Annotated in this window: 9 protein-coding genes; 1 reads left to right on the top strand and 8 read right to left on the bottom strand. The window is 34.7% G+C overall.

Annotation, left to right across the window (positions count from 1 at the left end; translation table 11 throughout):
* Positions 1-10 precede the first annotated feature (10 nt).
* Positions 11-2,032 (top strand): hypothetical protein, encoded by a 2,022-nt coding sequence (locus tag P2W75_RS02150; protein ID WP_276378727.1) that lies wholly within the window; start codon positions 11-13, stop codon positions 2,030-2,032.
* A gap of 43 nt (positions 2,033-2,075) precedes the next feature.
* Here the strand turns inward: P2W75_RS02150 and P2W75_RS02155 are convergent, their stop codons facing one another.
* The 8 genes from P2W75_RS02155 to P2W75_RS02190 all read right to left on the bottom strand — a co-directional run bounded on the left by P2W75_RS02155 (position 2,076) and on the right by P2W75_RS02190 (position 14,028).
* Positions 2,076-4,307, bottom strand: coding sequence for a glycoside hydrolase family 3 N-terminal domain-containing protein (locus tag P2W75_RS02155; RefSeq protein ID WP_276378728.1), 2,232 nt, complete (start codon positions 4,305-4,307; stop codon positions 2,076-2,078).
* A gap of 13 nt (positions 4,308-4,320) precedes the next feature.
* Positions 4,321-5,745 (bottom strand): glycoside hydrolase family 30 beta sandwich domain-containing protein, encoded by a 1,425-nt coding sequence (locus P2W75_RS02160; protein WP_276378729.1) that lies wholly within the window; start codon positions 5,743-5,745, stop codon positions 4,321-4,323.
* Between the two features lie 2 nt (positions 5,746-5,747).
* Positions 5,748-6,587 carry an endonuclease/exonuclease/phosphatase family protein gene (locus P2W75_RS02165; RefSeq protein ID WP_276378730.1) on the bottom strand — a complete coding sequence of 280 codons (840 nt, stop codon included), beginning with the start codon at positions 6,585-6,587 and terminating at the stop codon, positions 5,748-5,750.
* Between the two features lie 72 nt (positions 6,588-6,659).
* Positions 6,660-7,742, bottom strand: a complete 1,083-nt coding sequence (locus tag P2W75_RS02170) for a glycoside hydrolase family 16 protein (RefSeq protein WP_276378731.1) — start codon at positions 7,740-7,742, stop codon at positions 6,660-6,662.
* Positions 7,743-7,748: 6 nt separating this feature from the next.
* On the bottom strand, positions 7,749-9,500 hold the full coding sequence (locus tag P2W75_RS02175) for a cellulase family glycosylhydrolase (protein WP_276378732.1): 1,752 nt from the start codon (positions 9,498-9,500) through the stop codon (positions 7,749-7,751).
* 29 nt (positions 9,501-9,529) lie between these two features.
* The gene (locus tag P2W75_RS02180; RefSeq protein ID WP_276378733.1) at positions 9,530-10,996 is read right to left on the bottom strand and encodes a glycoside hydrolase family 30 beta sandwich domain-containing protein; all 1,467 of its coding nucleotides are present in this window, start codon (positions 10,994-10,996) and stop codon (positions 9,530-9,532) included.
* A 25-nt stretch (positions 10,997-11,021) separates the two neighbouring features.
* Positions 11,022-12,497 carry a glycoside hydrolase family 30 protein gene (locus P2W75_RS02185; RefSeq protein WP_276378734.1) on the bottom strand — a complete coding sequence of 492 codons (1,476 nt, stop codon included), beginning with the start codon at positions 12,495-12,497 and terminating at the stop codon, positions 11,022-11,024.
* Between the two features lie 76 nt (positions 12,498-12,573).
* The gene (locus tag P2W75_RS02190) at positions 12,574-14,028 is read right to left on the bottom strand and encodes a glycoside hydrolase family 30 protein (protein ID WP_276378735.1); all 1,455 of its coding nucleotides are present in this window, start codon (positions 14,026-14,028) and stop codon (positions 12,574-12,576) included.
* Between the last annotated feature and the right edge of the window lie 130 nt (positions 14,029-14,158).

Consider the following 14,158-nt stretch of genomic DNA (forward strand, 5'->3'; position numbering starts at 1 on the left):
AATTATATGTATGGAAAATACTGTAGAAGTAGAAAATTACAAAATCCAGAAACCTGAAAGCTGGGCTCCTAACATCGATGACAATCAACTAATTGAATATATAAAAGAATCTGATTTCTCAAACAAACAAGTTGAGGAAGGAAGGGATTTCTGCTACTTTCTAGATAAGGTTTATTATACCAATGATAATGGAAACAGCGAATACGCCTGCGTTGCTTATACGCTTAATGAACCTTCAAACCTTGAAAGTGCATCTGTAAGAGATGTTGTGGTCGAAGAAAATGAAACTTACATCATTCATAGAATAAGTGTTTTAAGAGATGGTGTTTTAATTGACAAAATTGCAGATACTAAAATAAAGGTTCTTGACAGCGAAAATCAAAGTGAAGGCGGCGTTTTAAGCAGCAACAAAAAAGTAAATATTACGATTAAAGATCTGCGTCTTTATGATGTATTAATCACTGAAGATTCACGAGTAAAGGTATTTACAGATCGTGATTTTATGCGAAAAGAATTTCTTAAATACGTTTACGTAACACCAAGCACTTATTGGGCTTACGGAAATTATAAATTCAGTTTTATCAATGATCGTAAGGATCCAATTGCTTACAAAAAAGCTTTTTTTAGAGATGAGGAAGGAAATGTTTTAGAACCAGAAATTAATTATCTGAAACAAGGCGAGCGATTTGTAATTGAAAAAGAAAACTATATCAACTTTTTTGACACTAACAGAGAAGTTGCGCCTTTTATAGATTTTGCGACTGATAGTAACTGGATTGATCTCGCTAATTATATTGCTCCTCTTTACGAAGAAATCTATAATAAAGCTTCTTTAAAGGAATTTGCTCCAAAGCTTGTCGAAAAATTAGATGCCATTACTGATAAAGATGAACAGCTGCAATTTGCAATCGATTATGTACAGAATCATGTTTATTATATTTTTAATGCTGATGAAATGAACGGTCACAAACCGCAGGAACCATCGGTAACATATGAGAACAAACAGGGTGATTGTAAAGCAAAATCGGTTTTATTAAAAGTTGTTTTAGATTACATCAATATTGATTCTTCTGTAGTATTGGTAAATTTTAATACAGATCACTACATCACGCATTATTTGCCATCTCTATTGACTTTTAATCATGTGATTTTAAAAATCAATTATAAAGGCGAAACGTATTTTATAGATGCAACGTCTAGAGATGAATTCGGGTTAGTTGAAAATCGCGGTTTTATTTATTTTCTGCATTATCTTGAAGTAAAACCAAATCAGGGATTACAAGTTAGAGAACCTCATAAATTTGCGTATTATGGAATTAATGAAAAGGTAGATTTCAGCGCTCAAAATAACAAAGGCCAATTAAAACTGGTTACGACTTACAAAGGAAATCGTGCCAATTATATGCGTAAATATTTCAAGAATACAAATAAAAGAGAGATAATTGACAGCTGGAATAATTTCTTGTTTTATACTCTTAATTATTCAAATGACAGAAACGGAACTGACATCAGAACTATTTTTAAAGATGCTGTTATTGAAATTGTAAGCGATGATAAAAAGCTGAACGAATTTACGATTCAGTACTACTCTTCAATCGAAAATCCATATTTTACAGATCAGCAAAAGAATCGTTTTTTAATGTATTTCGACCGCAATCTGGTTAAAAATAATGCTCGTGATTTTATGCATACAGACATTCCTTTCTGGCATAATTTTGATAACGAGAAGTATGAAATTCATCTAACGACTGATGAAAAAATAGATGTTCAAGAAAAGTATACAATACAGGAAAGTACAATCAATAATCCTTATTTTGATTATACAAGCCGTAAAAAAGTAACTAAAAACGGTGCTTCAATATTTATTGATTACAAACCATTGGTAAATCTGGAAATTCCACTGAAAGATTTTGAAGATTTTAGAAATGCGCATCATACGGTTGCTGACAGTAATTTTGGTATTGGAATTGATATTATCGAACAAGGATTACTGAATATGCTGAAATACAGTTTCAAAAAACGCTTGAAATAATAGTATAAAAAACGGGGCTTTAAAGGCCCCGTTTTTCATTTCACTAATTTGCAAGTAATTCAAAATCTGATCTTAATTTAATATCTGCTGATGAAGAACCAATCATAAGTTCAAAGTCACCAGGTTCTGTTGTCCACTCTAATTTATTGTTGTAGAATGAAAGTTTTTCTTTGTCGATTGTAAATTCGATTGTTTTAGATTCTCCTGCATTTAATTTCACTTTCTGGAAATCTCTTAATTCTAAAACCGGACGTACTACAGATCCAAATTTATCTTTTAGGTATAATTGTGCTACTTCTTCTCCAGCGACTTTTCCAACATTTGATAATGTAAATGAAACTTTAATTGTTTCGTTGCTTTTTATTTTCGTTGAAGAAAGTTTCAAATCAGAATAATTGAATTTTGTATAGCTCAAACCATATCCGAAAGGAAATTTAGGTGAGTTTTTTAAATCAATATATGCCGAAACATAGTTGGTAGCATTTTCATCTTTAGCTGGTCTTCCTGTGCTGAAATGGTTGTAATAAATTGGCACTTGTCCTACTTCTCTTGGGAATGTCATTGGTAATTTCCCTGATGGGTTGTAATCTCCAAATAAAACATTTGCAATAGCATTTCCAGCTTCAGTTCCTAACCACCAAGTGTATACCACTGCAGGAGCATTATCTGCTGTCCAGTTAAATACAAGAGGTCTTCCTGCATTTATTAAAACCACAACAGGTTTTCCGGTTGCCATAACAGCTTTTACTAAATCTTCCTGAACACCTGGAATGTGCAAATCGCTTCGGCTTTTTGCTTCACCGCTCATATTGTGTCTTTCACCAATACTTAAAATTACAACATCGGCTTGTTTTGCAACTGCTACAGCTTCTGCAAATCCGTCTTTATTATCTCCGTCTACTTCACAACCTTTTGCATAAAGCAGTTTCGTGTTTTTGCCTACTTTGTTTTGTAAACCATCCCATTGCGAAACTACCCATTTGTCGTAGTTTACTTCAGGAAGTTCTACAGCCCAAAATCCCATATTGGCTTTATATTCTTTTGCCATCGGACCAATAAATGCAATGGTTTTAGTGTCTTTTGAAAGCGGTAAAGTCTGGTTTTCGTTTTTCAGCAACACGATACTTTTTTCTGCCATTTCACGTGCTGCTTTTCTGTTTTCAGGATTTCCTAAAACTTTTTCAGCTCGTTTATCATTAGAATATCGGTATGGATCATCAAATAAACCTAATTCAAATTTCTTGCGGAGAATACGTCTTACAGCATCATCAACTAAATCAATAGAAACTCTTCCTTCTTTAACTAATTCTGCCAGATTATAACGGTATGCATTACTTTCCATATCCATATCGCTTCCTGCCGTAATCGCAGAGTAAGCAGCTTCTTTAAGGTCTTTAGAATAGCCGTGTGCCACCATTTCTCCAATTGATCCCCAGTCAGAAACTACGAATCCTTGAAAGTTCCATTTTCCTTTTAAAATGTCACGTTGTAAATGTACATTTCCAGTTGCAGGAATTCCGTTTAAGTCATTAAATGAATTCATGAATGTGGCTGCACCCGCATCTAAAGCCGCTTTAAAAGGTGGTAAATACGTTTCCCAAAGCATTCTTTCGCTCATGTCAACTGAGTTGTAATCTCTTCCTCCAACTCCTGCTCCATATGCAGCGAAGTGTTTTACACAGGCCATTACTGAATTTAAATCTCCTAGTTTATTTCCTTGAAAACCTTTTACTCTTGCGTATGCAATTTTAGAACCTAGATAAGTATCTTCTCCAGCACCTTCCATTACGCGTCCCCATCTTGGATCACGGCTAATATCAACCATTGGAGCAAATGTCCAGTGAATTCCACTTGCAGACGCTTCTTCAGCTGCTACTCTGGCTCCTTGTTCGATAGCTTGTAAATCCCAGCTTGCAGCTTCGGCTAAAGGAAGGGGAAAAGTAGTTTTATATCCGTGAATAACGTCTTGACCAAACAACAACGGAATTTTTAAACGAGACTGCATCGCCAATTCCTGATATTGTCTGGTATATTTTGTTCCGATGATATTCAGCATCGAACCAACCAAACCCGCTTTGATTTCCGATTGTTTGTTAGGATTAATGGTAATTGGTCCTGTTGCCTGATTATCTCCAGTGTATTGGTTAAGCTGGCCAATTTTTTCCTCAATTGTCATTTTTTTCAACAGATCATTTACTTTCTGATCTATTGTCTGCTGTTGTGCCGTCGCAAGAAGCGAAACCATCAACAAGGCAAATGTGGTTATTTTTTTCATGAAGTTAGTTTTGTTACCAAACGTAAGTGGCTACTGCACCTGCATTTAATGAAGTTGAAATTTGTTTTTGATTGTATTTTATATTGAATGTTTCTGCTGAAGCTCCATCATTTTCTACGATCAAAACAATTTGTCCTTGTGGTGTTTTAAAAGCAACATTATGAAGGTTTCCGCTCACATTACTTCCAATTCTCACAGAACCTTCTGGAACAAATTTAGAAGCATGTCCGATAATATAATATCCTACTTCTCTTTTGATATTTTGATTTTGATCAATCATTAAAGCACCTTTACAAGTGGTACAACCGCCTGGTGTAAAAGGTTTATAATTTTCATCGTTTGCTAATCCCCATGATAGGGCATTTTTACTCCAGTTACGCATTGAACCAATCACAACATTTTTTACTGTCCATTTTAAATCATTTTCAAAACTGCTTTTTGATCCTGTATATTGTTCTGTAAAGTATAAATCTTTATTTGGAAATTCATTATGAACTGTTGATAAGGCGCTGATATCTCCTTCGTACAAGTGGAAAGCTGAACCTGTTACAAACGGATTTGCTTTGCTATCTCTTAAAACTGTCAAAGGATATTCTGGTTTGTTACAGTTATGGTCGTACACTATGATTTTAGTTTTAATTCCTGCAGCTTTAAATGCTGGTCCTAAATGATTTCCAATAAAATCTGCTTGTTGTTCTGCCAGCATTAATAAACTTGGATTGTTCCCTGGATGCAACGGTTCGTTTTGAGGCGTAATAGCGTCAATAACGATTCCGTGTGATTTCATTGCTTGGATATATTTTACAAAATACTGAGCATACACCTCATAATATTTAGGTTGTAAACTTCCTCCTTTTGAGCTTCCATTATCTTTCATCCAAACTGGTGGCGACCATGGAGAACCCATTATTTTAATGTTAGGATTTATTTTTAAAATATCTTGTAAAACCGGAATCACATCGTTTAAATCTGGCCCTAGGTTGAAATGTTCTAATTTTAAATCGGTTTGTCCTTCCGGCATGTCATCATACGAAAAAACTTTCTCATTCAAATCAGATGCTCCAATACTAATTCTAAGGTAACTTAAACCAATTGCATCCTTTTTTCTAGAGAATAATTCCTGAAGCAAGGCTTCTCTTTTGGCTTTATCCAATTTCAAAATGGTTTGAGCACTTCCTCCTGTCAAAGAAAATCCAAATCCTTCTACGGTTTGAAATGTTTGAGAAGGATCGATCTCAATTGTTTGGTTTGCGTTAGTTTCTGAACTAAAAACTAAATCAGTTTGTTTTTGAAGTTTTGAAGTTTCATCTGTTGTTGTAATCCATGATTCTGCTTTTCCAGAATTGGATGCAACACTTTTTGAAGATCCGCATTTTATCTGCACCGCAATAAGAGGCAGTAAAAGTAAGATTTGAAGTTTTCTGTTGATGTTTTTCATTTTTAATCTATTTCTATTAATACAGGTAAATGGTCCGAGGGATATTTTAAATCTTTAGAATCACTCAGCACTGCATGTTTTTGAATTTTGAGTCCGCTGTTTTTTGAAATAAAAATATAATCCAGTAATAATGTTACAGGCTCATTGTGTTTAAAATCGTTGAATGTTCCTGATGGCCCAAATGGTTTTTCTTTTGAAACATCTTTGGTGTCATCCATTACTTTTTTAATTGCAGCAATTTGAGCAGTTTCTGGTTCCGAGTTAAAGTCACCCATTAAAAAAGCTGGATAATTTTTTGTGTTTAATGTTGCTATTTTTGAAAGAACCAGCTCCACACCTTTGACTCTTGCCACTTCGCCCATGTGATCTAAATGCAAATTAAAAACATAGAATGTCTTTTTTGTTTTTAGATCTTTAAAAAGCCCATACGTACAAACTCGGTTACAGGCTGCATCCCAGCCTCTTGAAACCACGTTTGGTGTTTCTGACAGCCAGAATGTATTAGAATCTAATACTTTAAAACGGTCTTTCTTATAATAAATGGTGCAGGCTTCTCCTAATCCTCCTTCTTCACGTCCTACTCCAAATTTGTCGTAATTTGTTAATGCTGATGCAATATCAATAACCTGGTTTGGTGTTGCTTCTTGAACTCCAAAAATATCTGGACTATAAAATTGTATTTGTGAAGTAAAATAATCTTTACGGTTGGGCCATGCATTTTCTCCATCTGAAGCAACATCTAAACGAATATTGTAGGTCATGATTTTTAAAGTCTGACCATAAAATGTACCGCTTACCAAAAGCAGTATTACTACTAAAACAATTGAATTTATTTTTTTCATCTTTAAAAAATTTTGATCCGTAAAGCTAATGTTTCCAAAGCCTGAAAGAAAAAAACTTATTTAAAAGTTATGTTAATTATACACTCTTACATAATCTACTTCGAAAGTTGCATTTGTAAAATTAGGATCAACTGTTCCTCCAAAATTTCCTCCCATGGCTAGATTTAAAATCAGAAAGAATTTTTGATTGAAAGGTGTCGAAGCCGAATTTGCATATGTGTAAAATAATTTATCGTCTACATAAAATTTAATGCTTTCTGCCGACCAGTCTGCCGCATAAACGTGAAATTCTGTTGCTGAATTTGGCACTGTTGTAGTTGCTGTATCAGGCGTATTACCTGAGCGTCCTGGAGAATGAAGTGATGAATGGTTTACATTCGGATTATTCCCTACTGATTCCAAAATATCAACTTCTCCACACAATGGCCATCCTGCAGTATCAATATTATCGCCAAGCATCCAGAAGGCAGGCCATGTTCCGCCTCCAACTGGTAATTTGGCACGAACTTCTGCACGACCGTATTTAAATGAAAATTTTCCTTTTGTCAGCATTCTTGCAGAGGTATAGTGGCTTCCCATATACTCTTCTTTGATGGCTTTAATTTTTAAAGTTCCATTTGACACAATTACATTTTCAGGGCGATTGGTATAATATTCTAATTCGTTATTTCCCCATCCGTCCCCAGTTCCTGTATTGTATCCCCATTTGGATGTATCGGGAGTACCATCAACATCAAATTCATCCTGCCAAAGTATTTTTCTGGCTACAAAAATATTTACTGAAGTTGATGAACTAATAAATTGTCCGGCAGCATTGTAGGCTGAAACAATTATGGGATATTTTTTTGTACCAGAAGCTGTAAATGTATATGTGAAATCAGTACTTGTAATTTCTTTAAGCTGATTATCAATCAATACTTTGTATGAAACCGCATTTGATGCTGTAATTTTTAAGTTGATTTTTCCACTTCCATCTCCTTCAGGAGTCGCTGCGGTTTTACCTACTACTTCTACCTGAACTGACAAATTTGATGGAGCGGGATTAACCGCGCCTTCATCTGAACCATCATTACTGCTGCTGCAAGACTGAAAAATCAGCAATAAAATAAATGTCAATATTCCTGCTCTGTTCATAATATTTTTGATTTTTTTCATTTGTAATTATTTTTTAGAGGCTTTTTTTTGTCCATTTAAAAATTCTAGATAATTCAAATTAAAGCCACCTTGTTCAAAAACGGTTTTGATTTTATTTTCTCCTGTTTTTAAAACTACACCAGATAGAATAATGGTTTTCCATTTGTCTTTTCCTCCTGTTGCTGGTAATGTAAGTGTACTTGATTTTTCTCCATTGGTTTCTAAGTAAAGTTTTCCTTCTTTTTCAGATGAATAACGAATAGCAACATTATATTTTCCTTGTGTTTTAACTTGAGCTGTAAACTGAAGCCATTCTCCATCTTCAATAAATGAAACTTGATAGCCGTTTGAGCCTTTATCTTTACAAGGCAGAATATCTACACCATCATTTCTCATGGTATTACCGCGGTTCCATTCGTCAAATTTGTTGGTTTCTACTCGGTAGTTTATAAAATCTTTGTCTGAATAGGCATATCCGTTTGTCCCTAAATCATAATGAACTGCTGCTATTTTTCCAGGAATTACATGTTTTTTATAGGCTTTTGTATCATTGGTCTGAACTTGTCTAAACATGGCATCGATAACATCTGGCTTAACAGTTACGTTTTGCATTTTATAGTTATCTGCCATTTTCATTAATGCTTTTTTGGCAAATTCAGGAGATGGTTTTTGACCCCCATCTTTCCAATATTTCAATAAAACATCGTATTCTGGAATTTTGGTTACTGAGGTTACTCCGGCAATATTTTCGATTTTTTTCATTGGCCAGAACGCCCATCCAATGTTGTTGCTTTCAACTAAAGTCAAAGCGTCTTTAAACCATACATTTGAATTTTCTCCGCTTTCTCCTAACCAGATTGGCACATTGTATTGTGTTCTGTAATCAAGCATTTTCTGGATTGATTCTTTGGTGTTGTAGTTCCAATATTTATGAAAACTCAATGCCATATTCTCATCCCATAAAGGAAAAATTCCGTTGTAATTGTTTCCCCAGCAGTTTCCTTCGATAATGACCATGTGATTGGTATCGACTTCACGAATTGCTTTTGTAATGGCAACCAGTAAATCTCTTAATGGACCGTTTAAGTTTTCATCGCATCCATTTTTATTTGATCCTGTAAAATTCCAATTTGGTTCGTTGATAATATCGTAACCTCCAATCCATTGGCTGTCTCTGTAACGTGAAGCGAGTTTTTTCCATAAAGCAATCATTTTTTTCTGATTGGCTTCGCTTTCCCAAAGAGATGGTTTTGTGGTATCGTAATCTGATATTGCGGCATCATTTCCTTGTCCGCCAGGTGCTGCATGTAAGTCTAAAATAAGATACATTTTATTGGCTTCACACCATTTCAGCAAATCGTCAGTCATTTTGAAACCTTCTTCAATCCAAGTGATCTCACCATTTTTTTCCTGTTCGATTGGCGGTGTATACAGGTTATAATGCATTGGAAGACGAATTGAATTGAATCCCCATACTGCTAAAGAATCAACATCTCGTTTTGTGATTCCGTTTGCTTTATATGCTGCATAGAATTCTTTTGTTCCTTGTTCGCCAATAACATCTTGAATTTTTTGTCTAATCTGATATTGTGGACTTGCAAACGGCTGGGTCTGGAGCATGTATCCTTCCTGCACCATCCATCCCCCAAGTCCCAAGCCTCTCAGAATGATATTTTTTCCGTTTCCGTCAACAATTTTTTGTCCGTCTCTATGCAGAAATCCTTGTCCAAAAGATGCGATGGAAACTAAAAGCTGTAGTGTGATTAGTATTTTTTTCATCTGAAAATATTTTACTCACTTTTTGTTTTTTATTTCCATGTGTACGTTCCTACTCCTCCTGCAGGCAGAGAAGTGGTAACCCATTTTCCGTTGAATTTAATGTTGAAGATTTCATTTGTTGAACCGTCATTTTCAACAATCAGTACTTTTGATCCTGAAGGGGTTACAAAAGCAACATTCTGTAAATTTCCGCTATTGTTACTTGCAATTCTAGTTGAACCAGCTGGAACAAATTTTGAAGCATGTGCAATAATGTAATAGGCTACATTACGCTGAAAATTATCAGTTGAAGTTATAGTTATAGCTCCTTTACACATTGTGCATCCTCCTTGTGTATGAGGCTCAAAAGATCCGTTGTTAGCCACGTTCCATTCTAGGGCATTTCTACTGTAATTTCTCATTGATCCAATTACAACATTTCTAAGATGCCATTTTAAATCGCCTGCAAAATCACCTGTTGACGAAGTCCACTGCTCTGTAAAATATACATTTTTAGTTGGATAAGAATTGTAAACATTTGTAAGAGCGCTAATATCTCCAGCATATAAATGGAAAGCAGAACCATCTACAAAAGGAAACGCATCGGCATCAGCCAAAATTGCTTTTGGATAGTTTGGATTATCACAGTTGTGATCGTAAGCAATGATTTTTACGCTTAAGTTCGCTGCTTTAAATGCAGGTCCTAAACTATTTTTAATAAAATTGGCCTGATCTGCTGCAGACATGTACATACTTGGATTGTTTCCGTCATGTAAAGGTTCGTTTTGAGGAGTTACAGCATCGATTGTAATTCCTTCGGCTTTCATTAATTGAATGTATTTTACAAAATATTTTGCGTAAACATCGTAATATTCTGTTTTCAATTTTCCTCCAATAAAACTGTCTTTATCTTTCATCCAAATTGGTGCAGACCAAGGAGTTGCTAGAATTAAAATTTTCGGATTAATAGCCAGAATTTCTTTTAACATTGCAATGACCGCTTTGTCTTTTTCTAAACTAAATTTAGCGAGAGTTAAATCTGTTTCTCCTGTTGCAAGATCATTATAAGTAAAAGGTGCAGCATTTAAATCAGAAGCTCCAATACTAATTCTAATGTAGCTTACTCCAATTGAATTAGTTCCTGAACCAAATAGTTCTTGTAAAAGTGCACTTCTCTTAGATGCATTTAACTGATTGATTACTTCAACACTTCCACCTGTTAGGGTATATCCGAAACCGTCAATGGTTTGGTATTTCTGAGATTCATTTACTTCAATATTTGCATAAGTATTGTAAGTTGTTCCAAATCCTAAAGTCCCGCTTTGTTTTCCAAGTAAAACACTTTGATCGCCTTTTGTTAACCAAAAATCAACATCATTTGTTACCACAACTGGTGGGTCTACTGGCGGGTTTACAACTGGATCAACGGCATCATTTGATGTCGAACATTTTACTTGAGAAAATACTGCCATTGAGAAGAACAGTACTTTTATAGTGTTTTTCAAATTTACTTTCATATTCATAGTTTTTTAAGGTCAGCAGTTAGTACACAATAGTTTGTATAGCATGTGCCGGGATAGTTATAGTATTTTGTAAATTGTGGTTTATTAAGGTGTAAACCACTTCTTCGTCTGATTGGTTCATGACAATAGTAACTACTTTGTCATCAGAGTTTTTAAAAGAAGTGCTTATGATTTTTTTATCGCTTACGTCTTCGAGTATTCTTTTTGCATTCGGACGGATGAATTTTGAAAAGTGTCCGATATAGTAGTACATCGGAGTATAGATAAGTTCATCTTTGGTTATATCAGCATGAATTGGTGCAAAACAGAAGTTTCCAACATGATTTGGTCCTCCGTTTTGATCTAGAAGAATGTTCCAATCTGTCCAGCCAACAGTTCCATTATTGAAATCGTTGATCATATTTAGCCCGTATCGTTCTGCATTTCCCCAGAATTGAAATCTAGATGCATCAAATTTTTCAATACAGCCTTCTGTAAAAAGTAAATTTTTGTTTGGAAAAGCTTTATGCACTTCTCCTACAGCTTCAAATTTAGGTGTTCCTCCATTCCAAGTTTCGTACCAGTGAAATCCAATTCCCCAAGCATATTTAGAAACTTCTGGGTCTGAGAAAACTAAATTGGCTCTTTGTGTTAACATATCACCGCGGTTATGATCCCAGATGATTACGTTTTTAGAACCAAGTCCTTTTTTTTGTAAAGTTGGTCCCAGAAAGTTTTTCAGAAAATCTCTTTCGGCTTCAGGGGTATAAATGCAAGATTCCCAACGTTGTTTTGCCATTGGTTCATTCTGAATGGTTAATCCCCAAACCGGAATTCCTTCCTTTTCATAGGCATTAATAAACTTAACATAATAGTCTGCCCATGATTGTGCGAATTCAGGCAACAAAACGCCGCCGTGTAAAATATCATTATTGTCTTTCATAAAAGCTGGGGGACTCCATGGACTGACAAATAACGTTAGTTTTCCGCCGGCTGTTTGCATTGCGCTTTTTATTAATGGTATTCTATATTTTTTATCATGATCGATACTGAAGGTTTTTAGGTCTTTATCGCCCTCGGTAACATATGTGTAACTATCACTGCTAAAATCACAGCTGTGGATATTGGTTCTGGCTAACGTATAGCCAATACCTTTGCTTTTATCGTAATACGCTGTAAGGAATTCTTTTTGTTTTTTGGGAGACAGTTTAGCAAAAACTTCGGCACTAGCGTCTGTAATAGCACCGCCAATTCCCAAAAATGTCTGATCCGTTTTTTCAGTATCTAAGGTTATAGTTACTGTTGATTTTTTTTGTTGTGAAGATGATTTTGAAATAAGGTTATTAGAGGATGATAATCTTAGATCAGTGTTTTCGGCTGTAGTATAGACCGTAATTTTTGTATTATTTTTTGGTTTAGAAGCGTTATTAGTAGTCTTTGTTGTTTTTTGTGCCAAACAACAAGTTACCTGCAAGATTAATATCGGGATTAATATGATTCTATTTATAGATTTCATTATTTACTATGCATACTTAAAAATTAGGGGCTGATATGGATGATTCAAACCAACCCCCGGATTAACTCAAAAAATATTAATAAACAAGTGTTTGAATAGCGTGCGCAGGGATTTTTACCACAGTTTTCTCTGCTGCTATAATCAAATTATAGGTTATTTCTTTGTCCGTTTTATTCATTACAATCGTTGCCATAGTGCCATCTGCATTTAAGAATGAAGTACTTAGTAATCCGCTTCGGCTTACTGCAGAACTTACTCTAACGGCATTTAGTCGGATGAATTTTGAAAAATGTCCAATATAATAATATGAAGGCGTATAGATTAATTGTCCTGTATTGGTATCAGCGTGTATAGGTGCAAAACAGAAATTTCCAACATGATTTGGTCCTCCATTTTGATCCAACAGAATGTTCCAGTCTGTCCATCCAACAGTTCCATTATTAAAATCATTAATCATAGAAGTTCCATATCTTTCGCCGTTACCCCAAAACTGATATTTTGAAGCATCGAATTTTTCAACACAGCCTTCTGTAAAAAGTATTTTTTTATTTGGATATGCTTCGTTTACTTTTCCAACGTTTTCAAACATTGGGTCTCCACCAGACCAGTTTTCGTACCAGTGAAATCCAATTCCCCAAACATATTTTGCAGCTTCTGGATCAGAATAAATTACGTTTGCTCTTTGGTTCATTAAATCACGGTTATGATCCCATGCAATGATTTTTACATTTCCAAGTTTTTCTTTTTTAAGTGTTGGTCCAAGGAAATTTTTAATAAAGTCTCTTTCGGCTTCGGCTGTATAAATACAGGATTCCCAAGTTTGAACAGCCATTGGTTCATTTTGAGTTGAGGTTCCCCAAATAGGAATTCCCTCTTTTTGATATTCTTTTATAAACTTAGCATAAAAATTAGCCCAAGTTTGATAGTATTCTGGTAATAAGGTTCCGCCTTTTAATACATTTTTATTGCTTTTCATAAAAGCGTTTGGAGACCATGGTGCTACATAGGTTAATAATTTACCTCCTGCAGTCTGGATCGCTTGTTTGATTAACGGAATGCGAAATTGTCTATCGTGATCAATAGTAAACGTTTTTAATTCCTTATCGCCTTCTTCGATATAAGAATAGCTTCCACTGCTAAAATCAGAGCTTTGTATCGTGGTTCTTAGCAAAGAATAGCCAATACCTTTTTGTTTATCATAGTAGGCATTTAGAAATTCATTTTGTTTTTCTTTTGAAAGTTTAGCAAAAATTTCGGCACTCGCATCAGTTATCGCGCCTCCAATTCCCATAAAAGTCTGAAACTTTTTAGATGGTTCTACAAAAACGCAGATTTCAGTTTCAAGAGGTTGTTTAGAAGCTGAAAATGACAGATTATCTGTTGGTGTTAATCTTAAATTTGAATTTTCAGCTGTAGTATAAACTGCTATTTTCTTCCCATTGGTTGTAAATTCCTTTTTCCCCTTTGTCTGTTGGGCAAAAGCCGTTATAGAAAACAAACAGCACAGAAATTTTAAAGTATTTTTTTTCATTCTTTTTCCCTATTTTTTAATTCTAAATAGAAGTTTTTATTCAGAAACTGATTTCCTTGATGCTTAAGGATTTAAAAATAGCCCATACTCATAATGATTATGGGCTATTTACAACCAAACTTAAACTTAA

The sequence above is a fragment of the Flavobacterium sp. H4147 genome (genome assembly GCF_029360735.1).
GTDB lineage: Bacteria > Bacteroidota > Bacteroidia > Flavobacteriales > Flavobacteriaceae > Flavobacterium > Flavobacterium endoglycinae.